This is a genomic window from Rhodovulum viride (assembly GCF_003265965.1).
In the GTDB taxonomy this organism is placed as follows: domain Bacteria; phylum Pseudomonadota; class Alphaproteobacteria; order Rhodobacterales; family Rhodobacteraceae; genus Rhodovulum; species Rhodovulum kholense.
In genome coordinates, this window is the sequence record NZ_MUAV01000002.1 from 196,431 (window position 1) to 219,067 (window position 22,637).

Here is a 22,637-nt window from a genome sequence, read left to right on the forward strand (position 1 = left end):
TCTTCCGAAATTTACCTTGCGTTTCCGGGAAAATGTTCCGATCCTTGGCGTTCAGATTGCAGGAGTCCCCGATGGCGCATGACCAGACCCAGCACAGGCTCGACGCGCTCGACCGGCGCATCCTGGGCGAGTTGCAGGCCGATTCCGGCCAGTCGCTGGACGAGATCGCCCGCAAGGTCGGGTCGTCGAAGACGCCGGTCTGGAACCGCATCCGCAAGATGCGCGAGGCGGGCGTGATCCGGCAGCAGACGGTGATCGTCGATCCGAAGGCGCTCGACCGGGGGACCTGCTTCTTCGTGCTGATCCGCACCTCGGAACACGAGGCCGACTGGCAAAGGCGGTTCCTGCAGGCGCTGCTGAAGCGCCCCGAGGTGCTGGAGGCGCACCGGCTGGCGGGCGAGATCGACTATATCCTGAAGGTCCGCGTGGCCGATGCCGCCGCCTATGACGTCTTCTATCAGGCGCTGATCTCGGACGTGCGGATCTTCAACGTGACGGCCCTGCTGTCGATGGAAGAGATCAAGGCGACGACGGTGCTGCCGGTCTGAACCTCAGGTCTTAGCCTCAGCCCAACCTGCGCCCGGTCGCCGGGTCGAAGAGATGCAGGTCGGCCAGGTCGGTTGCCAGCGCCATCCGCTCGGCAACCGGGGCCTCGACCGCGGTCTGGGCGACCATCGCCTGCCCGCCGATCCGGCCGTGCAGCAGCCGCGCGCCCCCCAGCTCCTCGACATAGTCGAGATGGAAAGCGCCACCGGCATCGGGGGAAAGCCGCAGCGCCTCGGGCCTCAGCCCGGCCGTGACCCGCCCTCCGGGATGCGCCACCGCCGAGGCCAGCACCGCATCGCCGACCCGAAGCGCGCCCGCCTCGACCGCCGCGTCGAAGAGGTTCATCGCCGGCGCGCCCAGAAAGCCCGCGACGAAAGTCGTCGCCGGATGCCGGTACAGATCGAGCGGCGCGCCCTGCTGTTCGATCCGGCCGCCATTGACCACCACCAGCCTGTCGGCCAGCGTCATCGCCTCGAGCTGATCATGGGTGACATAGACCGAGGTCGTGCCCAGCCGCCGGTGCAACTGCTTGATCTCGCCCCGCATGTGGATGCGCAGCTTGGCGTCGAGGTTCGACAGCGGCTCGTCGAACAGGAACGCGGCCGGTTCGCGCACGATGGCCCGGCCCATTGCGACCCGCTGGCGCTGGCCGCCAGAAAGCGCGCGCGGCTTGCGGTCGAGCAGGTCCGACAGTTGCAGGATGCGGGCGGCGGTCGCGATCCGCCGGGCAATCTCGGCCTTCGGCATCCGCCGGTTCTTCAGCCCGTAGGCCAGGTTCTGCCGGACGCTCATATGCGGATAAAGCGCATAGGTCTGGAACACCATCGCGATGTCGCGCTCGGCCGGCTCGCGCTCGTTCACGCGGGCGCCGCCGATGCGAATCTCGCCATGGGTGACCCGCTCGAGCCCAGCGATCATCCGAAGGATCGTCGACTTGCCGCAGCCCGACGGCCCCACCAGCACCACGAACTCGCCGTCGCCGATTGCCAGATCGACGCCTTTCACCGCCTCGACACCACCGGGATAGACCTTGCCGAGGGTTTCAAGCTCGATTGCCGCCATGGTCTATTTCTCCTGCTCGATCAGGCCCTTCACGAAGAGCCTCTGCATTGCGACCACGACCAGCACCGGCGGCAGCATCGCCAGTGTCGCGGTCGCCATCACGTAGTTCCATTGGGGTTCGGCATCGGCCACGTCGACCATGCGCTTGATACCCATCACAACGGTGTAAAGGCGTTCGTCCGTGGTCACGATCAGCGGCCAGATGTACTGGTTCCAGCCATAGATGAAGAGGATCACGAAAAGCGCCGCCATGTTGGTGCGCGACAGCGGCAGCAGGATGTCGCGAAAGAATTTCAGCGGACCCGCACCGTCGATCCGGGCGGCCTCGACCAGCTCGTCGGGGATCGTCAGGAAGAACTGCCGGAACAGGAACGTCGCCGTCGCCGAGGCGATCAGCGGCACCGCAAGCCCGGCATAGCTGTTCAGCATGCCCAGATCGGCCACCACCTTGAAGGTCGGCACGATCCGCACCTCGACCGGCAGCATCAGCGTCACGAAGATCAGCCAGAAGGCCAGATGCCGGAACGGGAAGCGGAAGAAGACGATGGCGAAGGCCGAGAGGATCGAGATCGAGATCTTTCCCAGCGCGATGGACAGCGCCATGATCAGGCTGTTGCCCATCATCAGCCCCAGCGGCGGCGCGCCCGAGGTCGACAGCCCCGCGCCGAACATCTGCCCGTAGGTTTCGCGCCAGTGATCGCCGGGCCAGAGCGGCAGCACCCCCGACAGGAAGGTGGTCGGCGGATGGGTCGAGGCGACGAAGGCCAGCCAGACCGGAAAGGCCACCGCCAGCACGCCGAGGATCAGGACGGCATGGGCCAGCGCGGTCAGGACGGGGCGATGTTCGACCATGGCGGGCCTTTCAATACTGGACGCGCCGCTCGATGAAGCGGAACTGGATGAAGGTCAGGGCCATCACGATGCCCATCAGCACCACCGACTGCGCCGCCGAAGACCCGAGGTTCAGCCCGATGAACCCGTCCTGATAGACCTTGTAGACGAGGATGTTGGTGGCCTGCGCCGGGCCGCCTCCGGTGGTGGCGTCGATCACCGCGAAGGTCTCGAACATGGTGTAGGTGACGTTGACCACCAACAGGAAGAAGGTCGTGGGCGACAGCAGCGGAAAGACGATGGTGACGAAGCGCTTGACCGGCCCGGCCCCGTCGATGGCGGCGGCCTCGCGCAGGCTTTGCGGGATCGCCTGCAGGCCCGCGAGGAAGAACAGGAAGTTGTAGCTGACCTGCTTCCAGGCCGAGGCCAGCACCACGAGGATCATCGCGTCGCCCGCCTTCAGCCGGTCGTTCCAGTCATAGCCCAGCCCATCCAGCAGATAGGGCAGGATGCCGATGGTCGGGTTGAACATGAACCACCACAGCACCCCCGCGACGGCAGGCGCCACGGCATAGGGCCAGACCAGAAGCGTGGTATAGCTTCGGTGGCCCCTGATCACCCGGTCGGCCGACACCGCCAGCAACAGCGCCATCCCGATCGACAGCGCCGCAACAGAGACCGAGAAGACCAGCGTGACCTGGAAGGAATTCAGATAGGCCGGGTCTTGAAGGAGCCGCGTGTAGTTGTCGAGCCCGACGAACCGCGTCGAAAGCCCGAACGGGTCCTCGCGCAGGAAGGACTGCCGCACGGCCTGGCCCGCCGGCCAGAGGAAGAAGACGAAGGTCACCAGAAGTTGCGGCGCAAGAAGGACATAGGGCAGCCAGCGGCTGCGGAAGGTTGCGCGTCTGCTCTGCATCTTCGGGGCCTTGTTCGGGAGGGCGGCGGGCCCGCAACCGTATCGGCGCGGGCCCGCCGCGGGACGATCAGCGGACGGTCTCGGCGAAATCGGCGATCAGCGCGTTGCCGCGCTCGACCACGGCCGACAGCGCCTCTTCGGCGGTCTTGGTGCCCGCCAGCAGCGACTGGAACTCCTCGTCGATCACGGTGCGGATCTGCACGTAGTTGCCGAAGCGCAGGCCCTTGGAATTCGGGGTCGGCGGGTTCAGCGTGATTTCACGGATACCCACATCGGCGCCCGGGTTCTGGTCGTAATAGCCCTGCGCCTTGCCCAGATCATAGGCCGCCTGGGTGATCGGCAGGTAGCCCGAGAACTGGTGCCAGTCGGCCTGCACCTCGGGCGAGGACAGATAGCTGAAGAAGTCGGCCACGCCCTTGTACTCTTCGTCGGGATGGCCCCGCAGCACCCACAGCGTCGCGCCGCCGATGATCGAGTTCTGCGGCGCGCCCTCGACATCGTCGTAATAGGGCAGCATGCCGAAGCCCACCGGGAATTGCGAATTGGCCATGACGCCCGCGCGCGAGGCCGACGAGTTCATGTACATCGCGCATTCGCCCGCATAGAAGGCCGGTGCCGCGTCGCTGCCGCCGCCCGGGCCGCCATACTTGAAGACGCCCTCTTTCTGCCAGCGGGCGAGGTTGTCCCAGTGGCGCACCTGCACCGGACCGTCGACCGTCAGCTTGGCCTCGACCGAGCCGAACCCGTTCTCGTCGGTGCCGATCGGCTGATTGTGCCAGGCCGACAGGTTTTCCAGCTGGACCCAGCTGATCCAGCCGGTGGTAAAGCCGCATTTGGCCGCCCCGCTGGCCAGGATCGTCTTCGACATCGCCTCGAGATCGGACCAGGTCGCGGGCGCGGTCTCGGGGTCGAGCCCGGCGGCGGTGAAGATGTCCTTGTTGTAGTAAAGGATCGGGGTCGACGAGTTGAACGGCATCGACAGCATGTTGCCGTCGGTATCGGTGTAATAGCCCACGACGGCCGGCAGATAGGCCTTGGGATCGAAACTGGCCCCGGCATCCTGCATCAGCTGGTAGACCGGATAGATCGCGCCCTTGGCGGCCATCATGGTGCCGGTGCCGACCTCGAAGACCTGCACGATATCGGGCTGTTCGCCCGCGCGGAAGGCGGCGATGGCCGCGGTCATGGTCTCGGTATAGTCGCCCTTGTAGACCGGCACGACCTCATAGGTGTCCTGGCTGGCATTGTAGCCCGCGACGATCTGTTCGAGCTTGCTGCCAAGCTCGCCGCCCATCGCATGCCACCAGGTCACATGGGTCTTGGCGGCGGCCGCCGTGGCGGTCAGGGCAAGCGCCGCGGCGCCGGTAAGAAGAATGCGCGTCATGGAGAGGTCCTCCCGCTGTTCTGGTTGCGACCCGCGCAGCCCTAATGGTCGAATGTAACGGTTTCTCTTCAAAGCGTCGCAAAGCTGTGCAAACCGGTCAACACCCGGCCCGCAGCGCGGCGCGGTCCGCCACCCGCCCCGGCTTCAACGCTGCAAGGACATGTTTCCGATATAAAAAAGTCGGGGATCCGTGACACCAAGCACGTCAGCACGCAGACGCCGGCCCGGGCAGAGATGCCCCGGCACGGATCGTACTTGTGTCGAATACAGCGCAAACCGGGCGGCATGACCGCGAAACCGACCGCGCCGCGTCACGAACAATTAAAGAACACTCCCTTAGGTAAGGGGGAACCCAGAGGACACCCGGACACACCATGCGATTCTCAACTTCGATCCGCACGGCCATCCTGGCCATCGTCACTCTCGCCTCGGCCGTGATGCTGGGGCTGATCGGCGTGTCCCTGCACGTCGACCGCCTCAGGGACGCCACCGAAGAGCATACCTTCCTGATCGTTCAGGAAGACAGGACCCTTGCGGAGGTCGAGATCGGCTTGCTTCACGCCCGCCGTGCAGAGAAGGACTTCCTGCTCCGGCACGAAGACAGTTTCGCCGACCGCCACAAGGCGGCGCTGGACGGGATCGCCCGGAACACCGAGACGGCGCGTGACCTGAGCCGGCGCGTCGGAGGCCTTGAGGCGTCCGAGCCCGACTTTTCGGCCCTGACGACCGCGATCCGGGCCTATGGGGAAGATTTCGACCGGCTGGTCGAAATCCATCGCCGGCTTGGCTACGATGAAGAAAGCGGTCTTCAGGGCGAATTGCGCAATGCCGTTCATGGCATCGAGGCCCGGCTGGAGGAAATCGGCAACGCCGAGATGCAGGTCAAGATGCTGATGATGCGCCGCCACGAGAAGGATTTCATCCTGCGTGGCGACCCCAAGTATCTGGACCGCCTGAATGCGCGCGTCGACGAATTTCACGCCTTCCCTGACAGCTTTTTCGCCGACGCGGCGCAGCGCCAGGAAATCGACCGGCTTCTCGCGACCTATCAGGCGGCCTTCACCGCCTTCGTTCAGGAAAACCTTGCCGAACAGGCCCTGCGCACGTCCCTGTCTGCCCGCTTTGCCGAGGCCGAACCGATCCTTGAACGTCTGGTTTCCACGGTCCGCAGTCGCGCCGATGAGGTCGCCTCGTCCGCCGCGGCCGCGAACGCGCGCGCCGAACGCTTGTCGAATGCGATCGGGGCGGCGGGGCTGTTCGTCTTCGTGGTGCTTGCGATCTGGCTGTCGGTCGCGATCTCGCGTCCGCTGCGCAGGATCGATGTCGCCCTTCGACAGATGATGAAAGGGGATTACACCCCGCATATTGGCACATCGCGCATCTCGGAGACGGCGGCCATCGCTGCGGCCGTCGACAGTTTCCGCCATGACCTGGAACAGAAAGACCGCCTCGACCGCGACATCTCTGAAGTGATCGACGCCTGTGCTGCCGGAGATTTCTCCAAGCGGCTGCCCGATCCGGGCGAAGACAGCAATTCGGCGGTGCTCGTGCGGGGCGTCAACGCCATCGGCGAAGCCGCTCAGAAAGGCCTTGGCGACGTTCTGGTCGTGCTCAACACGCTCAGCAAGGGCGATCTCACGGTGCACATGCCGTCCGGGCACCATGGCGTGTTCAGCGAAATCTCGGCCTCCATCGATACGCTGGTTTCGAGCCTGTCGAGCATCCTTCGCCAGCTGTCCGCCAGCAGCGATCTGCTCAACAGCACCGCACGCAAGATTGCCTCGGCCTCGGACGAGGCCTCGCATCGCGGCCAGAACTCTGCCGCGTCCCTAGAGGAAACCGCTGCCGCGCTGCAGACGCTTGCCAACAACGTGCGCGGGGCAGCCGACAGCGCCAGGAGCGCCGAACAATTCGTCGAGGCCGCCCGGGACCGGGCCGAGAACACGCGAACCGTGGCCGACAAGACGGTGGGCGCGATCCGCCGGATCGAGGAATCCTCCGGGGCCATCGGCCGGATTACCGGCATGATCGAGGATGTGGCCTTCCAGACCAACCTGCTGGCGCTGAATGCGGGCGTCGAGGCCGCCCGGGCGGGCGAAGCCGGCCGCGGCTTCGCCGTGGTGGCCTCGGAGGTCCGCGCTCTGGCCCAACGTGCAACCGAAGCGGCGCGCGAAATCACTGCGCTGATCCGCAGCAGCGAGACGCATGTGGGCGATGGAGTGAAGCTCGTTTCGGATACGGTGGCCGCGCTCGCCGCGATTCAGGACTCGGTGACCAGCGTTTGCGATCAGGTCGCGGCCATCGCCGCCAATACCATCGAACAGTCGACCAGCATCACCGAAATCAACACCGCGGTCGGTGCGCTGGACCGCGATGTGCAGCAAAACGCGGCCATTCTCGACGAGACGGCGACGGCGGGCCAGATGCTTCGCAGCGAGGCCGACTCCCTGGTCGAACTCGTCAAGCAGTTCCGCCTGCCCGACGAGTCGGAAGCGCTGCCGCACCGCATCGCCGCCGAGTAAGCGCAACGCGCGATACGGGGTTCCGGCCTCTGCCCTGAGCGTTGCGGACCCGTTTGGGCCGGGTGTCACGGTTGTCCGTCTCACCGATAAGACGGAACTCACGGTCCCCGCCGAACGGCAAAATTGGCCCGTGAGCCAAGCTCAGGGTTTGATCGGGTATGCCTCTGGATTTTCGCGCGGCGCGCCGGGGAATGCTGCCATGGCTGGTGCCGGCGCCCTTTCAAGCGTCCTGTCGCCCGCCCCATCCGGATCTTGCAGTGCGCCCATGCGCCCGGCTTGCACATTCGGACCGACCGGAGGACGACCGCTTCCTCCTGCTCGCGGACACCGCCAGTGAAACACCTTCCCGGTCAGACGGTCCCCTTATTGCAAATTAGTGTCCGAGGACGTGGTGTAATTTCTGCGCCGTTGCCGGTGTGCCCCCGGTGGATCACCGAGGTGGAGTTTGGCGGCTTCAACCAAGGTTCACACGCCCCCCCCCCGATAACCACGACCAACATGGATCGGTTCGGGCTTCTGGCCAAGCACGGCCAAGGCGATTTCCTTCGCACCATGGCCAGGGCCGGTCTGCCGCTGATCATGGAGGTCGACGTCGACGACCTGATCGGTGCCGGGCGGCACGAACGCTGCGGGGAACGTACGACTTGGCGGAACGGGTATCGAAAACGCGCTCTCGATATCCGTTTGGGCACGCTGAACCCGAGAGTGCCGAAGCTGCGGCAGGGCAGCTATTTCCCGAGCGTCCTCAAGGCCCGCAAGGCGTCGGAGCAGGCCTTGGTCGCGGTTCTTCAGGCGGCCTGGATCGGCGGCGTCTCGACCTGCCGCGTGGACGAGCTGGTGCACGCCATGGGGCTGTCCGGCATCTCCAAGAGCACCGCCCCCAAGCTGTGCAAGGACATGGACGAGCGGGTCGGCGAGTTCCTGAACCGCCCGCTGACCGGCAAGCGGCCTTACGTCTGGCTCGATGCGACATGCCTGAAAGTCCGTCAGGCCGGGCGCATCGTGCCGGTCGCAGCCATAATCGCCGTGGCCGCCGACACCGAACGCCGCCGCGAGATCATCGCGTCGGGCATCGGCCCCTTCGAGCCAGAGACGTTCTGGTCCGAGGTCCTGAGGTCCCTGAAGGCCCGGGTCTTGGTGGCGTTCGGCGCGTGATCGGCGCGCGCATACCGGCCTAAGGGCTGCCATTTCGCGGGCCTGCGAGGCCACATGGCAAAGGGGCCGGGTTCACTGGATGCGCCCCTCTGGCGCACCAGTCCCACGGCCAGCACACCGTCATCGTCGCCGCGATCCGCCAGGCCTTCGACCAACCCGACCGCCCCCAAATTGACGAGAACGAGCCATTGTCCGCCATCGGTCCGAGGACAATGGCGAATGCGCAAGGTGGCCGAGCAACTGCGCCCGCGCTGACCCAGCGCTCGCAGACCTCATGGACGCCATCAAGCACGACGTGCCGGCCCACATGCCTGTCCCCCGCCAGCACCGGGCCAAGCTTCACTCGAAGAACCCGATCGGGCGCCTGAACAAGGAAGCAAGGCACCGCGCTGACGTCTTGGGGGCTCGTCGGGCAAACAGCGGCCCACGCTGTTTACGGTTCCTCCGCACTCCCAAACGAGGCCTCCATCATGCGCCCGATCGGCGTCGTGCTGTTCGAGCAGAACGACGAATGGCAGACGGCCAGCCGCGACACGCGGCTCGAAGCCTTCGCCCAGGTCGACAAGGAGGAGATCGACCCCATTCTCGACATCCCAACGAAAGCTGCCCGATCTTGACCTAACGCCACCCGAAAATTTCAATGCCCGGACGCATGTGATCCTGTTCCAAGCCTCAGCACGTCGCGGCAGCTTCGGGGACCGAAGACTCGAAACAGGTCATCTGTCCTGGCCCCGAGTTTTCCGAAATCCTGCCCTGCCAGCCTTCTGACGAGGCAGCCGGTCCGCCTCTTCCGGGCCAGAGCCGTCGGCACGGTTCAGCGCTTTGGGAGATTCAGTGGGCCGCGTGCCCATCCCGATTGGGAGCGGCCTCGCTCTCAGTTCCGGGTTCGGCCTCACCCGAGTGGTCCGGGCTGACGTTGGCCGCACCGGAGGTCGGCACCCCACCGATCCGGGTCATGAAATGGCGGATGATCAGCGCATAAAGCGCGGCGCACATGGCCAGCGTTGCGAAAAGCTGCAAGATGACGAGGATGGCCGCATGCGAGAGTCCGGTCAGCACAATGAGGTTCAACAGGATGCCGACCCCGAAGATCATCAGGAAGAATGGCGGGATTTGGCGAATAGCCTTCATAAGTCGCGAGCCCTTTTATTCAGTCTTTCCAGAGCTTAGGGTGAAGATCCATGCGGGCCAAGGGGGCGTGATATGCGCCTGACTGCGGCCTTCTGGGTGCAGGCCTATCTGGCGCGGCTGAGGCTGGAGGGCATTCCGGCCTTCGTCGTGGCGCATGGCGACGACACGGCAGGGGCGGTTCTGGTCAAGCTCAACACGCTCGACGGGCAAGCATGCGCCTTCCAGCGTGCTTTCGATCTGACATCGGGCGAGCGGCGCTGGATGGTGCTGGCCGAAGGGGACGAGGCCGAGGTCGACGGCACGGTCGGGCGCCAGCGCGGGTTTGACCCGGATCTCTGGGTGATCGAGGTCGAGGATCGGGGCGGCCGCCACCTGCTGGACGCCCCCGGCCTTGCGTGACGGCACCGTCGCGTCATGGGTATTTCTGCCAAGAAGAAGACCGAAGCGGGGGTAAGGCGGTGATCGAGTGGCGTGACGAGGGCGTAGTTCTTTCCGTGCGTCCGCATGGCGAAAGCTCGGCCATAGTCGAGCTTTTCACGCCTGTCCACGGCCGCCATCTGGGTGTCGTCCGGGGCGGTACGGGGCGCAGACTGGCGCCGGTGCTGCAGCCCGGAACGCAGCTGGCGGCGGTGTGGAAGGCACGGCTTGAGGATCATCTTGGCGCCTATACGGTCGAGCCGCTGCGAAGCCGGCTTGGCCATGTGCTGGGCGATGCCACGGCCCTGGCCGGGCTGGATGCGGTGACAGGACTGCTGGCCTTCGCCTTGCCAGAACGGGCGCCGCATCCGGGGCTTTACGCACGGTCGGTCGCACTGCTCGATCTTCTGGGCGATGCCGGACCCTGGCCGCTGGCCTATCTGCGCTGGGAACTGGCTCTGCTGGAGGAGACAGGGTTCGGTCTCGATCTGAGCCGCTGCGCGGTGACCGGGGATCGCGAGGATCTGGTCTATGTCTCGCCCCGGACGGGACGGGCGGTCAGCACGGCGGGCGCGGGCGACTGGGCCGACCGGCTGTTGCCCCTGCCGCCCTGTCTTTTGGGGCAGGTTCCGGTCCGGGACGGCGATATTGCCGACGGGTTGCGGCTGACCGGCCATTTCCTCGGCACCTGGCTGGCGCCCGCGCTGGGCGACCGGCCGCTTCCGGGCGCGCGGGCGCGGCTGGTGCGGCTCATGGCCCGTGCGGACTGAGCGGTGCATTTGCTTTCCCGAGGGGCTGTGCTATCGACGCCGCCGAACGGATGTGAAGGGGCTGCCCGCATGGACGATCTCAGGCAGAAATACATCGGCGCGATTGCGGATGCGGCGGACGAGCCCGCGCTGGAAGAGCTGCGGCTGCAGGCCGTCGGCAAGAAGGGCGAGGTCAGTCTGATGATGCGCGAGCTGGGCAGGATGACGCCCGATGAGCGCCAGGAGATGGGCCCGAAGCTGAATGCGCTGAAGGACGAGATCAATTCGGCGCTGGCGGCCAAGAAAGCCGCGCTGGCCGATGCCGCGCTGAACGAACGGCTTCGGGCCGAGTGGCTGGATGTGACGCTGCCCGGGCGGCCCCGGCGGCAGGGCACGATCCATCCGGTGAGCCAGGTCACCGACGAGATCACCGCGATCTTCGCCGATATGGGCTTTTCGGTCGCCGAAGGGCCGCAAATCGAATCCGACTGGTTCAATTTCGACGCGCTGAACATCCCGCCGGAACACCCCGCCCGGCAGGAACATGACACCTTCTTCATGTCCCGCGCCGAGGGCGACGACCGTCCGCCCCATGTGCTGCGCACCCATACCTCGCCGGTGCAGATCCGCGCGATGCAGGAAACCGGTGCGCCGATCCGGGTGATCGCGCCGGGCCGGGTCTATCGCTGCGACTACGACCAGACCCACACGCCGATGTTCCATCAGGTCGAGGGGCTGGCCATCGGCCGCGACATCTCGATGGCCAACCTGAAATGGGTGCTGGAGGAATTCTGCCGCGCCTTCTTCGAGGTCGAGGGGGTCGAGCTGCGGTTCCGCGCCTCGCATTTCCCCTTCACCGAGCCCTCGGCCGAGGTCGATATCCGCTGTTCCTGGGCGGGCGGGTCGCTGAAGATCGGCGAGGGCGACGACTGGCTGGAGATCCTCGGGTCGGGCATGGTGCATCCGAAGGTCCTGAAGGCCGGGGGGATCGACCCGGATCAGTGGCAGGGCTTCGCCTTCGGCATGGGGATCGACCGGCTGGCGATGCTGAAATACGGCATTCCCGACCTGCGCGCCTTCTTCGACAGCGACCTGCGCTGGCTTCGCCATTACGGCTTCTCGGCGCTCGACGTGCCGACGCTGCAGGGCGGGCTCAGCGTCTGAGCCGGGCGGCGCGGCGCTAGCGCCGCGCTTCGGCGTCCTGCAGAAGCCGGGCGACCTCGGCCTCGTCGACCTGGGTGAAATCGGCGTAATGGGCGCCCACCGCGACGAAATTGCGGGGGGCTTCCAGAAAGATCAGCCGGTCGGTCAGGCCACGCATCTTCCAGACCGTTTCCTGCGGACCGACCGGGACCGCCAGCCAGACCTCGAGCGGGCCACGATTGTGCAGCGCCCGCAGCGCCGCGCGTGCCGTGGCCCCGGTCGCAAGCCCGTCATCGACGACGATGGCTGTCCGGCCCGAGACCTTTTCGGGCGTGCGGCCGCCCAGAAGGCGGCGGCGCGCCTCGGCGATGTCGGCCAGCCGGGCCTCGACCTCGGGCGCGAGATCGGTCTGGGTCAGCCCCGCGGCGGCCAGGATCTCGGCGTTGAAGACGACCTCGCGCGCGGCGCCGTCGACCACCGCGCCCGCGGCCAGTTCCGGATTGCCGGGCATCCCGATCTTGCGCACGAAAGTCAGATCGAGAGGACAGCCCAGAGCCGCCGCCACAGGGGCCGCGACCGGCACGCCGCCGCGCGGCAGGGCCAGCACCACGGGGTTTTCCGGGGCCGCCGCCAGAACCTTTTCGGCCAGCAGCCGCCCGGCCGCCTCGCGGGACTGAAACATCGCCTCGTCCTCCCTTGCGCGTCCTAGCGCCGAAGCGTGCCGCCCGTCGCCTTCTCGACCTTGGCGACGATCTTCTGGCCGACCGCCTCGATGTCCTTTTCGGTCAGGGTCTTGTCGGTCGGCTGTAACCGCACGGTGATCGCCAGCGACTTCTTGCCCTCGCCCAGCGCGCCGCCGACGAATTCGTCGAAGACCCGGACCTCTTCGATCAGCGCCTTGTCGGCGCCGGCCGCGGCATTGACCACGTTGATCGCCTCGACGCCCGCATCCAGCACGAAGGCGAAGTCGCGTTCGACCGCCTGCAGGTCCGAGACCGCCAGCGCGTCGCGCGTGGCCCCCTTGCGGCGCGGCATCGGCGGTTCCTCGACGAAGACGGTGAAGGCGACCGCGGGGCCCTTCACGTTCATCTCGGCCAGCACCTTCGGATGCAGCTCGCCGAAGGTCGCCAGCACCTTCTTGGGTCCGAGGCAGATCCGGCCCGACCGGCCCGGATGCCACCAGCCCGGCGCCTCGCGCAGGATCTGCGCCTTGGCGGGGGCGCCGATGGCGGCCAGCACCGCCTCGCAATCGGCCTTGGCGTCGTAAAGATCGACCGGCCGACGCGAGCCGTAGGGATCGCGCGGGGCCGATGCGCCGACCAGCAGGCCCGCAGCCTGAATATGCTGCTCGCCAGGCTCGGCACCGTGGAAGGCGGGGCCGACCTCGAACAGCGCAAGATCGGCAAAGCCGCGCGCCTGGTTGCGGGCCGCGGCCTGCAGAAGGCCCGGCAGCAGGTCGGGGCGCATATGGCTCATTTCCGAGGAAATCGGGTTTTCCAGCGCCATCGCGTCGCTGCCGCCGCCGAACAGGACGGCACTGGCCCGGTCGACGAAGGAATAGGTGACGCATTCGTTATAGCCCAGCGCCGCACAGGTCCGGCGCGCGGCCGAGGCGCGGCGCTGCAGCGGCGTCAGGATCGCGGTCGGCACGCCGGGCTGCGGCCGCGCCATCGGCTTGCCTTGCAGCTGCGTCAGCGAGGCGACGCGGGCCACCTCCTCCACCAGATCGGCCTCGCCCAGCACATCGGGACGCCAGGAGGGCACATGGGCCATATCCCCCTCGATCCGGAAGCCAAGGGCCGTCAGCGTGGCGCGCTGGGTCTCGGCCGGGATCTCCATGCCGACAAGGCTCTCGACCCGGTGGGTATCGAGCCGGTAGGCGCGCGCCACGTCCGGTACGGCGCCCGCGACGACCAGGTCCGACGCTTCGCCGCCGCAAAGATCGAGGATCATTCGGGTCGCGGCCTCGATGCCAAGCGGCGTCCAGGCCGGGTCGATGCCCCGTTCGAAGCGGTAGCGCGCATCCGAATTGATCTTGAGCGCGCGGCCGGTCATGGCGGTGCGGATCGGGTCGAAATAGGCGGCCTCGAGGAAGACATCGACGGTTTCTTCGGTGCAGCCCGTCGCCTCGCCGCCCATCACGCCGCCAAGGCTCTCGACCCCGGTTGCGTCCGAGATCACGGTCATGCCGGGCTCCATGACATAGGGCTTGCCATCAAGCGCAAGGAACTCCTCGCCACCCTTGGCGCCATGGACGCGAAGCCCGCCCGCCATCTTGGCGATATCGAAGACGTGCAGCGGACGGTTCATGTCATAGGTGAAGTAGTTGGTGATATCGACCAGCGCCGAGATCGGCCGCAGCCCGATCGCCTTCAGCCGCTGTTGCAGCCATTTCGGCGAAGGGCCGTTCTTCACGCCGCGGATCGCGCGGCCGTAAAAGACCGGGCAGGCGCGCGCCTGGGTTTCGGGGTCGATGGTCACGGAAACCGGACAGGGGAAGCTGCCCGCAACCGGCGTGACCTCGACCGGTTTCAGCCGCCCGACGCCGCGCGCGGCCAGATCGCGGGCGACACCATGGATGCCCAGCGCATCGGGCCGGTTGGGCGTGATCGCGATCTCGATCACCGGATCGACCTTCGCCGGATCGTTCGCCGCCAGCCAGTCGACAAAACCCTGCCCGACCTCGCCCGAGGGCAGTTCGATGATGCCGTCATGTTCGTCCGACAGCTCCATCTCGCGTTCCGAACACATCATGCCATGGCTTTCGACGCCGCGGATCTTGCCGATCTGGATGGTGGTGTCGATGCCCGGGATATACATGCCCGGATGGGCGATCACGACGGTGATGCCCTCGCGCGCATTGGGTGCGCCGCAGACGATCTGTTTCTCGCCCTGCCCGGTCGCGACCTGACAGACCCGAAGCCGGTCGGCATCGGGGTGCTGTTCGGCCTTCAGGACCTTGCCGATGGTAAAGTCCTGCAATGCCTTGGCCGGGTTCTCGACCCCCTCGACCTCGAGCCCGAGGTCGGTCAGCGCATAGAGGATCTCGTCGAGCGTGGCCTCGGTCTCGAGGTGCTCCTTCAGCCAGGACAGGGTGAATTTCATCGTGGATGAGCCTTCTGGGGTCGCGGGTCGGGCCTGTCTCTAGCCCAAAGGACCGTGCGGCGAAAGGGGCTAGGCCCGGTGGTGTCAGGACCCGGAGCAGGTCAGCCTGGCATAGGCCACCGCCGGATCGCCGCGAAGCGTATCGGGCCGGATCGCGCAGCCGGTGCCGGTCTCGATCGCGCGGAACGCCCGGGTCATCGTGCCCGCGCGGTATTCGCGGTTGAGCCGAATCGCCTGCGCCTCGCCCCCCTTGCGGCGCACCGCGAAGGTCGAACCGTCGATCTCGACCCGCACAGGCGGAATGCCAGCGAACTCGGTCCCCGGCGAGTCGCAGGCCGAAACGGTCAGAATCAGGGCAAGGCAAAGACAACGAACCATGTCCGAAGGTCCTCCGAACATAGTTTACGTTAGGTAAACGTGCGGTTGGCGCCACAGTTGACAGGAGTCCTGCAGGTTGTGCGGGTCACTGCCCTCTGCCGCCTTGCGCGGACCGGGACCCGGCGCGAGCATGCCGAAAAAAGACCAAGGAGCAGGCAGATGAAAACCATCGGCATACTGGGCGGCATGTCGGCCGCCTCGACGGCACTTTATTACGATGTGCTGAACCGGGGCGCGCGGGCGCGGCTGGGCGGATTGCACTCGGCGGATCTGCTGATCCGGTCGCTTGACTTTGCCGTGGTCGAGGAAATGCAGGCGGCGGGCGACTGGGACGCGGCGGGTCTGATGCTGAACCGCGAGGCGCGGGCGCTGGAGGCTGGCGGCGCCGATTTCCTGATGCTGGCGACCAACACCATGCACAAGCTGGTCGAGTCGATGCTGGACGGCGTGTCGATCCCGTTCCTGCATATCGCCGACGCGACCGCGCATCAGATCAGCGCGGCGGGGCTGAAACGGCCGGGGCTGATGGCGACCGCCTATACGATGGAGCAGAGCTTCTACACCGACCGGCTGCGCGCCGCCGGGCTGGAGCCGATGCTGCCCGGCCCCGAAGACCGGGCCGAGACCCATCGCATCATCTATGACGAGCTGTGCGTCGGCGTGGTGCGCGAGGAAAGCCGCCAGAGTTATGTCGAGATCGCCGGGCGGCTGGCCAAGCGCGGCGCCGATTGCGTGATCCTCGGCTGCACCGAAGTGGGCCTGCTGCTGAACCCTGCGAACGCGCCGCTGCCGGTCTTCGACACGACCGAAATCCATTGCGCCGCCGCGCTGGAGCTGGCTTTGGCGGCCTGACCGCTCAGCCAGTCTTCGCCGCCTCGCCCAGCGCCCGCGCCTCGGACAGGGTCAGCCCGGTGGCCAGGGCCTCGGGGTCCAGCCGCAGCTCGATCACGAAGGGGCGGTCGGCCGCCAGCGCCTGCGCCAGCGCCTCGGGGAAGGCCGCCTGATCGGTGACCGTCACCCCGTCGCCGCCATAGGCCCGGGCCAGCGCCGGGAAGTCGGGATTGGCCAGATCGGTGCCGCTGACCCGGCCCGGATATTTCCGCTCCTGATGCATGCGTATGGTGCCGTAGCGGCCGTTATTGGCGACGATCACAACGATATTCGCGCCATGCTGCACGGCGGTCGACATCTCGTTCAGGGTCATCTGGAAACACCCGTCGCCCGCGAGGCAGACCACCGGCGCGTCGGGCCGCGCCAGCTTGGCCGCGATTGCCGCAGGAAAGCCGTAGCCCATCGAGCCCGAAGTCGGCGCCAGCTGGGTGCCGGGCCCCCGATAGCGGAAATAGCGGTGCAGGAAGGCCGCGTAATTGCCCGCGCCATTGGTCAGCACCGCCGTTTCCGGCAAGGTCTCCGACAGGTGGGTCACGACCTCTTCCATCCGCACCGCGCCCGGCGTCGGCTTCGGCGCGGTCCAGGCCTCGTAATCAGCGCGGGCGGCGCGGGTCCAGGCTGACCAGCGCGGCGGCGCCGAAGGCCCGCCCGCCCGCGCCAGCGCGGCGACCACATCCGGCGCGCTCAGCGCGATGCCCGGATCGGGGCGCCAGACCCGGCCAAGCTCGTCGGGGTCGGGATGGACATGCACGACGCGCTTGTCCTGCATCGCCGGGTCCATCAGCGAATAGCCCGCCGTGGCGGTATCGCCCAGCCGGGTGCCCAGCGCGATCACCAGATCGGCATCCCGCAGTCGCTGGCCCAGCACCGGGTTCATGCCGACGCCCAGATCCCCGACATAGTTCGGGTGGCGGTTGTCGAGCCGGTCCTGACGGCGGAAGCTGACCGCGACCGGCAGGTCGTGGCGTTCGGCGAAGATCGCCAGATCGGCCGCCGCCTGCGCCGACCAGTGCGGCCCGCCGACAACGACCAGCGGCCGCTGGGCCTCGTCCAGGGCGGCGAGAACCGCCGCGACCTGCGCCGGGGTCGGATCGGGCTCGGGCCAGACCCGGGCCGGAATGTCGGGCACCTCGGCAAAGCCGCTCAGCATGTCCTCGGGCAGGGCCAGCACCACCGGCCCCGGGCGCCCCGATTGTGCTGTATGGAAGGCGCGCGAGATGTATTCGGGCAGCCGCCGGGTCTCGTCGACCTCGGCCACCCACTTGACCAGCGGCCCGAAGAAGCGCCGGTAGTCGAGTTCCTGAAACGCCTCGCGGTCGCGGTCGCTGCGTGCGATCTGGCCGACGAAAACCACCATCGGCGTCGAGTCCTGCCGCGCGACATGCAGCCCGCTGGCCGCGTTGCAGGACCCGGGCCCGCGGGTGACGAACAGGACGCCGGGCCGACCGGTCAGCTTGGCATGGGCCTCGGCCATCATCGCCGCGCCGCCCTCGTGGCGGCAGACCACATTGGGAATGCCCACATCGTAAAGCCCGTCGAGAGCCGCCAGAAAGCTTTCGCCCGGGACCGAGAACACCCGTTCCACCCCCTGGATCGCCAGCTGGTCGGCCAGGATCTTTCCGCCGTGACGCCGCATGTTTTTCCCTTTCCTCCGCTCCCCATCGGGCGCAGCCTGCGCCAAGCCTGCGGCAGGAGCAAGGCGCGCCGCTGCGAGCGGAAACGAAATGGAGAGGACAGATGTCGGACCACAAGCTGCTTGGAATTGCCGGAGCGCTGCGCAAGGGGTCTTATAACCGGATGCTGCTGCGCGAGGCGGCGCGGATCTTCGATCCGGCCGAGTTCGTCGAGGCCGACCTGCGGCTGCCCCTCTTCGATCAGGATCTGCAGGACGAGGCAGGCATTCCGCCCGAGGTGCAGCGCCTTGCCGATCAGATCGCCGCGGCCGACGCGGTGGTGATCGCGGGCCCCGAATACAACAAGAGCATCAGCGGCGTTCTGAAGAACGCGCTCGACTGGGTCAGCCGGACCGAGGACAATCCCTGGGCCGACAAGCCGGTAGCCATCGTTTCGGCGACGGGCGGCCGAGCCGGGGGCGAGCGGACGCAATTCGCGCTCAGGCTGTGCCTGGTGCCGTTCCGGGCGCGGGTGCTGGCCGGTCCCGAGGTTCTGGTCGGTCAGGCCCCAGGCCAGTTCGACGCCGGGGGCCGGTTGACGAACGAGATCAACCTCAAGGCCCTCGAGGCCCTGATGCAGGCGTTGAAAACCGAAATTTCACCAGCTGTCGGGCATTAATCACGGGCGCGCATGCGCGTTGCGCGAAAACTGTTGAAAAGCTAGGGTCCCGCTTATGGAAGACGCCGTTGGAAAGTCGCAGGTCGCCACGGATGTGCTCGATCCGACCCGGATCGTGGCACTGTTCCTTGCCCTCGGCCTCGACGGCAAGCCACCGGGACATTACGACCCGCTGCCGCCCTATTTCCACCAGGTCTATTTCTGGGACGTGCACCGTCCCGAAGAGCTTGGGCGTGACGGTCATCCGCATATCGGCGGCGACGGGTTCATCCCCGATCTGGGCCTGCCGCGGCGGATGTGGGCCGGCGGGCGGCTGACCTTCTTCGGCCCGCTGCGCCAGGGCCTGCCGGCGCAGAAGACCTCGACCATCGAGAAGGTCCAGCTGAAGACCGGCCGGTCGGGTCCGCTGGCCTTCGTCACGCTGCGCCACGACATCGTCGAGGGGGGCATGCTGCGCGTCACTGAATACGAGGATCTGGTCTATCTGCCCGATCCCGACCCAGCGCGGCCGCGCCCGCCCGCCCCTGTGGCACCCGAGGTCTGGGATGACGCGGTGGAACTGACCTTCACGCCCACGCTGCTGTTCCGTTATTCGGCGCTGACGCTGAACGGTCACCGCATCCATTACGACCGCGACTATTGCCAGCGGGTCGAGGGTTATCCGGGTCTTGTGGTTCATGGCCAGCTTCTGGCCCAGTTCCTGATGCTGAGGGCCAATGCCCATGGCACGATCCGGCATTTCAGCCTGCGCGCCTATGCGCCGGTCTTCGATTTCGAGACGGTGCAGCTGTGCCGCGCGGGCGACCGCTACTGGATCCGCGGCGAGGACGGGCGGCTGGCGGTGATGGGCGAGGCCGTCTTCGCGCCCAGCCCGCTCTGACCGGGACGCACGGCCGCCAAACGCCAGCAGGGCGGCATACCCGCTAACGCCAGCAGGGCGCCATGCCCGCCTAACGCTTGTAGGGGGCCATGCCCGCCCGGGCCAGTTCGTCGGCGCGCTCGTTCTCGGGATGGCCGGCATGGCCCTTGACCCAGGTCCAGGTCACCTTGTGGCGGGCCTGCGCCGCGTCGAGCCTTTGCCAAAGCTCGACATTCTTCACGGGTTTCTTCGCCGCCGTCTTCCAGCCGTTCTTCTTCCAGCCGTGAATCCAGCCGGTGACGCCGTTCTTCACATAGGCGCTGTCGGTGACGACGGTGATTTGCGACGGGCGGCTCAGGCTTTCCAGCGCGCTGATCGCGGCCAGAAGCTCCATCCGGTTGTTGGTGGTCGCCGCCTCGCCGCCCGAAAGCTCGCGCTGCTTGACCACGCTGTCGCCTTCGCGCGCCAGCAAAAGAACGCCCCAGCCGCCCGGCCCCGGGTTTCCGCTGCAGGCGCCGTCGGTATAGGCGAAAAGCTCGGCCATGATCCTGTCCTTTCTGGTCCGGCGGGTGTAGGGCGCGGCGCGCGCGGGGTCAATCGCGGCCCGTCGCGGACCCGAGATCAGGCGGCGCGGCGGGCCAGCAGATAGAGGCAGTCAAAAGGGCTCCCGTCGAAACCTGTGCCGGGCTCGGTCTCTTCGGCCTCGACGGTCAGACCCGCCTGCTCCAGCACCCTGCGAAATTCGGCGGGCGTGACGTAGGTATAAAGCCGCCCGATCCGGTCGCGCGCCTCGCCCTGCCCCTGTTTCATCGCAACCGCGAAAACCCCGCCCGGGCGCAGGGCGCGAGCAATGGCCGCCAGATGCGCCGGCAATGCCGCGCGCGGGGCGTGCAGCAGGCTGAAATGGGCCCAGATCCCGTCGAAGGCGGCCTCGGCCGCGAGGTCTGCAAAGCCCGCGACCTCGACTTTGATCCCGTAGCGGGCACGGGCGGCGGCGGCCATTTCGGGGCAGGCGTCAAGGGCGGTGACACGAAGCCCCGCCGCCGCCATCTCGGCCGCCGCCCAGCCCGGCCCGCAGCCGAGATCGAGCGCGGCACCGCCCTTGGGCAGCCGAGCGATGAAGGCCGCCAGCCGGTCCTGCGCGACCTGGCCGTGATGGATCGCGGAATAGGCCTCGGCCCGGGCCGCGTAGACGGCCAGCGTCCGGGCGTCGGTCACAGCAGCAGAGGAAGCGCGAGGCAGCCCGCCGCGACCGCGACCAGCGGCAGGCGCAACCGCAGCCACCAGGCGGGCGCCAGCTCGAGCTTCCAGAAGAAGAAATCGAGCAGCAGAAGCCCCAGATAGCCCGCGATCAGCGCGACAAGGCTGCTTTCGGGGCCGCCGCCCACCATCAGGAAGGCCCAGACCGCGGGCAGGGCCGAAAGCCCGTAGGCGGGCCCGGCGACGGGACCGTCGGCCCGGCTGGCAAAGCCCCAGAGGATGCCCGACATGAAGACCAGCATCACCGTGCCGTAGAAATTCAGCAGGTAGATCCCCATGAAGCGGGGCCCAACCGTCTGGATGCCGATATCGAAAAGGCCCGGCACGGTCGCGCTGAGCGTGCCCCACAGAAGCGGCACGAGCCCGGCCAGGCCCAGCAGAAGCGGCGCGCGGGGAAGGTCGGTCATGCTTTCTCGAAGGCCAGTTTCAGGCCAAGCCCGGCGAAGACGGCGGCAAAGCCCCGGTTCATCCAGGCCATGACCCGGGCGCTGGCCAGAAGCCGGTCGCGGGCGGCGGCGGCGAACAGCCCGTAGCCGAGGAAAACCGCCAGCGTCAGGCCCATGAAGACCCCGCCAAGGGTCAGCATCTCGGCGGTTGCCGTGGCCGGATTGCCCGACAGGAAGGGCGGCAGAAGCGCGAGGAAGAAGATCGAGAGCTTGGGATTGAGGATGTTGATCAGCGCACCGCGCAGGGCGATCCGGAAAAAGCCGTCGCGCCCGGCCCGTTCGCCGATCTGCAGCGCGCCGCCCTGCCGGAGGGCCTGCCAGGCGAGGTACAGCAGATAGGCGACGCCCGCGAACTTGACGATCTGAAAGAGAACCGCCGAGGAATGCAGAAGCGCCGCGAGGCCGAGCATGGCGGCCGCCAGATGCGGCACGATGCCGAAGGTACAGCCCAGCGCAGCGGGCAGCGTGGCGCGGCGTCCCTGCCCCAGCGACATCATCAGCGTGTAGACGACGCCGGTGCCCGGGGCCAGAACCACGACCAGCGCCGTCAGCAGGAACTGCGCCGAGAGCATCAGGCCAGTTCACGCACGATGCGGGGCAGGCGGAATTCGATGGTCTCGTCGGCGGTGACGACCTCCTCGACAGTAAGGTCGAAGCGGTCGCGGAAGGCCTGGACCACTTCCTCGATCAGCACGTCGGGGGCCGAGGCCCCGGCGGTCAGCCCGATGGACGACACGCCTTCCAGCGCGCGCCAGTCGATATCGGCGGCGCGCTGCACCAGTTGCGCATAATCGCAGCCCGCATTGGCGGCGACCTCGACCAGACGGCGCGCATTCGACGAGTTCGGTGCCCCGACCACCAGCAGGGCCTGCACCTTCGGCGCCACCGTCTTGACCGCGCCCTGGCGGTTGGTGGTGGCATAGCAGATGTCTTCCTTGTGCGGCCCCTCGATCGTCGGGAACCGCGCCTTCAGCGCCGCGACCACGCCCTGGGTGTCGTCGATCGAGAGCGTCGTCTGGGTGATGAAGGCCAATTGGTCGGGATCGCGCACCTCGAGACCCGCGACCTCGTCGGCGGTCTCGATCAGCAGGACCTCGCCCTCGGGCAGCTGGCCCATCGTGCCGATGGTCTCGGGATGGCCGCGATGGCCGATCATCACCATCTGCTTGCCGTTCTCGTGATGGCGCTGGGCCTCGAGATGAACCTTGGACACCAGCGGGCAGGTCGCGTCGACATAGACCATCGCGCGGCGCTCGGCCTCGGCGGGCACCGCCTTCGGCACGCCATGGGCCGAGAAGATTACCGGCCGGTCGGGCGGGCAGTCGTCCAGTTCCTCGACGAAGACAGCGCCCATGTCGCGCAGCCGGTCGACCACGAACTTGTTGTGGACGATCTCGTGACGGACATAAACCGGGGCGCCCCATTTCTCGAGAGCGGCCTCGACGATCTTGATCGCGCGGTCGACACCGGCACAGAAACCTCGGGGGGCGGCAAGATAGAGAGTCAGCGGGGGCTTGGTCATGGGCTCTGTCTCCTGTTCGACTGTCAGA

At 67.2% G+C, this 22,637-nt stretch carries 22 protein-coding genes and 1 pseudogene; 9 read left to right on the plus strand and 14 right to left on the minus strand.

Translation table 11 applies throughout. The annotated features are described in order from the left end of the window. Positions 1-71 precede the first annotated feature (71 nt). Positions 72-548 (plus strand): Lrp/AsnC family transcriptional regulator, encoded by a 477-nt coding sequence (locus tag BYZ73_RS02285; RefSeq protein WP_108024250.1) that lies wholly within the window; start codon positions 72-74, stop codon positions 546-548. Positions 549-564: 16 nt separating this feature from the next. Here the strand turns inward: BYZ73_RS02285 and ugpC are convergent, their stop codons facing one another. The 4 genes from ugpC to ugpB form a co-directional block, all read right to left on the minus strand. Further along, positions 565-1,608 carry a sn-glycerol-3-phosphate ABC transporter ATP-binding protein UgpC gene (gene ugpC, locus BYZ73_RS02290; RefSeq protein ID WP_112314749.1) on the minus strand — a complete coding sequence of 348 codons (1,044 nt, stop codon included), beginning with the start codon at positions 1,606-1,608 and terminating at the stop codon, positions 565-567. A 3-nt stretch (positions 1,609-1,611) separates the two neighbouring features. Next, a complete protein-coding gene (ugpE, locus tag BYZ73_RS02295) occupies positions 1,612-2,460 on the minus strand; it encodes a sn-glycerol-3-phosphate ABC transporter permease UgpE (protein WP_112314750.1) in 849 nt (282 codons plus the stop codon). Positions 2,461-2,470: 10 nt separating this feature from the next. After that, positions 2,471-3,355 (minus strand): sn-glycerol-3-phosphate ABC transporter permease UgpA, encoded by an 885-nt coding sequence (gene ugpA, locus BYZ73_RS02300; protein ID WP_112314751.1) that lies wholly within the window; start codon positions 3,353-3,355, stop codon positions 2,471-2,473. 67 nt (positions 3,356-3,422) lie between these two features. Then, a complete protein-coding gene (gene ugpB / locus BYZ73_RS02305) occupies positions 3,423-4,739 on the minus strand; it encodes a sn-glycerol-3-phosphate ABC transporter substrate-binding protein UgpB (RefSeq protein WP_112314752.1) in 1,317 nt (438 codons plus the stop codon). Between the two features lie 374 nt (positions 4,740-5,113). Here ugpB and BYZ73_RS02310 point away from each other — a divergent pair, with 374 nt between their 5' ends. Together BYZ73_RS02310 and BYZ73_RS02315 are read left to right on the plus strand one after the other, a co-directional pair. Continuing rightward, on the plus strand, positions 5,114-7,261 hold the full coding sequence (locus BYZ73_RS02310) for a methyl-accepting chemotaxis protein (RefSeq protein WP_112314753.1): 2,148 nt from the start codon (positions 5,114-5,116) through the stop codon (positions 7,259-7,261). 498 nt (positions 7,262-7,759) lie between these two features. After that, positions 7,760-9,033 (plus strand): annotated as a pseudogene (locus BYZ73_RS02315) (IS256 family transposase). Between the two features lie 214 nt (positions 9,034-9,247). On the opposite strand, the gene BYZ73_RS02320 reads toward BYZ73_RS02315, so the two are convergent. Next, on the minus strand, positions 9,248-9,547 hold the full coding sequence (locus tag BYZ73_RS02320) for a hypothetical protein (protein ID WP_112314754.1): 300 nt from the start codon (positions 9,545-9,547) through the stop codon (positions 9,248-9,250). A gap of 72 nt (positions 9,548-9,619) precedes the next feature. Between BYZ73_RS02320 and BYZ73_RS02325 the strand changes: the two genes are divergently transcribed. The 3 genes from BYZ73_RS02325 (at position 9,620) to pheS (ending at position 11,877) form a co-directional block, all read left to right on the plus strand. Beyond that, complete coding sequence (locus BYZ73_RS02325; RefSeq protein ID WP_112314755.1) at positions 9,620-9,946, plus strand: DUF1491 family protein; 327 nt, start codon at positions 9,620-9,622, stop codon at positions 9,944-9,946. A 62-nt stretch (positions 9,947-10,008) separates the two neighbouring features. Next, entirely contained in the window at positions 10,009-10,734 is a 726-nt protein-coding gene (recO, locus tag BYZ73_RS02330) for a DNA repair protein RecO (RefSeq protein ID WP_112314819.1), read from the plus strand. Positions 10,735-10,803: 69 nt separating this feature from the next. Continuing rightward, positions 10,804-11,877: a phenylalanine--tRNA ligase subunit alpha gene (pheS, locus tag BYZ73_RS02335; RefSeq protein ID WP_112314756.1), complete on the plus strand. Its 1,074-nt coding sequence runs from the start codon at positions 10,804-10,806 to the stop codon at positions 11,875-11,877. A gap of 16 nt (positions 11,878-11,893) precedes the next feature. Here the strand turns inward: pheS and BYZ73_RS02340 are convergent, their stop codons facing one another. From BYZ73_RS02340 to BYZ73_RS02350, 3 genes are all read right to left on the minus strand, one after another. Then, positions 11,894-12,538: a phosphoribosyltransferase gene (locus BYZ73_RS02340; RefSeq protein WP_112314757.1), complete on the minus strand. Its 645-nt coding sequence runs from the start codon at positions 12,536-12,538 to the stop codon at positions 11,894-11,896. 23 nt (positions 12,539-12,561) lie between these two features. Then, positions 12,562-14,961, minus strand: a complete 2,400-nt coding sequence (pheT, locus tag BYZ73_RS02345) for a phenylalanine--tRNA ligase subunit beta (protein ID WP_112314758.1) — start codon at positions 14,959-14,961, stop codon at positions 12,562-12,564. 84 nt (positions 14,962-15,045) lie between these two features. Beyond that, positions 15,046-15,339, minus strand: a complete 294-nt coding sequence (locus tag BYZ73_RS02350) for a hypothetical protein (protein WP_112314759.1) — start codon at positions 15,337-15,339, stop codon at positions 15,046-15,048. Positions 15,340-15,498: 159 nt separating this feature from the next. On the opposite strand from BYZ73_RS02350, the gene BYZ73_RS02355 reads away from it, so the two are divergent. Continuing rightward, on the plus strand, positions 15,499-16,191 hold the full coding sequence (locus BYZ73_RS02355) for an aspartate/glutamate racemase family protein (RefSeq protein WP_108024274.1): 693 nt from the start codon (positions 15,499-15,501) through the stop codon (positions 16,189-16,191). A gap of 4 nt (positions 16,192-16,195) precedes the next feature. On the opposite strand, the gene BYZ73_RS02360 is transcribed toward BYZ73_RS02355, so the two are convergent. After that, on the minus strand, positions 16,196-17,866 hold the full coding sequence (locus BYZ73_RS02360; protein ID WP_108024276.1) for a thiamine pyrophosphate-binding protein: 1,671 nt from the start codon (positions 17,864-17,866) through the stop codon (positions 16,196-16,198). A gap of 101 nt (positions 17,867-17,967) precedes the next feature. On the opposite strand from BYZ73_RS02360, the gene BYZ73_RS02365 reads away from it, so the two are divergent. After that, positions 17,968-18,522, plus strand: a complete 555-nt coding sequence (locus BYZ73_RS02365; protein WP_108024278.1) for an NADPH-dependent FMN reductase — start codon at positions 17,968-17,970, stop codon at positions 18,520-18,522. 55 nt (positions 18,523-18,577) lie between these two features. Continuing rightward, positions 18,578-19,402 carry an HTD2 family dehydratase gene (locus tag BYZ73_RS02370; RefSeq protein WP_112314760.1) on the plus strand — a complete coding sequence of 275 codons (825 nt, stop codon included), beginning with the start codon at positions 18,578-18,580 and terminating at the stop codon, positions 19,400-19,402. A gap of 70 nt (positions 19,403-19,472) precedes the next feature. Here the strand turns inward: BYZ73_RS02370 and rnhA are convergent, their stop codons facing one another. The 5 genes from rnhA to ispH all read right to left on the minus strand — a co-directional run bounded on the left by rnhA (position 19,473) and on the right by ispH (position 22,609). Next, positions 19,473-19,925, minus strand: coding sequence for a ribonuclease HI (rnhA, locus tag BYZ73_RS02375; RefSeq protein WP_108024282.1), 453 nt, complete (start codon positions 19,923-19,925; stop codon positions 19,473-19,475). Between the two features lie 77 nt (positions 19,926-20,002). Next, positions 20,003-20,599, minus strand: a complete 597-nt coding sequence (locus BYZ73_RS02380; protein ID WP_112314761.1) for a class I SAM-dependent DNA methyltransferase — start codon at positions 20,597-20,599, stop codon at positions 20,003-20,005. Next, positions 20,596-21,048 carry a DUF3429 domain-containing protein gene (locus tag BYZ73_RS02385; protein ID WP_108024284.1) on the minus strand — a complete coding sequence of 151 codons (453 nt, stop codon included), beginning with the start codon at positions 21,046-21,048 and terminating at the stop codon, positions 20,596-20,598. Before BYZ73_RS02385 ends, BYZ73_RS02380 begins: the two co-directional genes overlap by 4 nt. Continuing rightward, the gene (locus BYZ73_RS02390; RefSeq protein ID WP_112314762.1) at positions 21,045-21,659 is read right to left on the minus strand and encodes a LysE family translocator; all 615 of its coding nucleotides are present in this window, start codon (positions 21,657-21,659) and stop codon (positions 21,045-21,047) included. Before BYZ73_RS02390 ends, BYZ73_RS02385 begins: the two co-directional genes overlap by 4 nt. Beyond that, positions 21,659-22,609, minus strand: a complete 951-nt coding sequence (gene ispH / locus BYZ73_RS02395; RefSeq protein ID WP_112314763.1) for a 4-hydroxy-3-methylbut-2-enyl diphosphate reductase — start codon at positions 22,607-22,609, stop codon at positions 21,659-21,661. Before ispH ends, BYZ73_RS02390 begins: the two co-directional genes overlap by 1 nt. Positions 22,610-22,637: the final 28 nt, after the last annotated feature.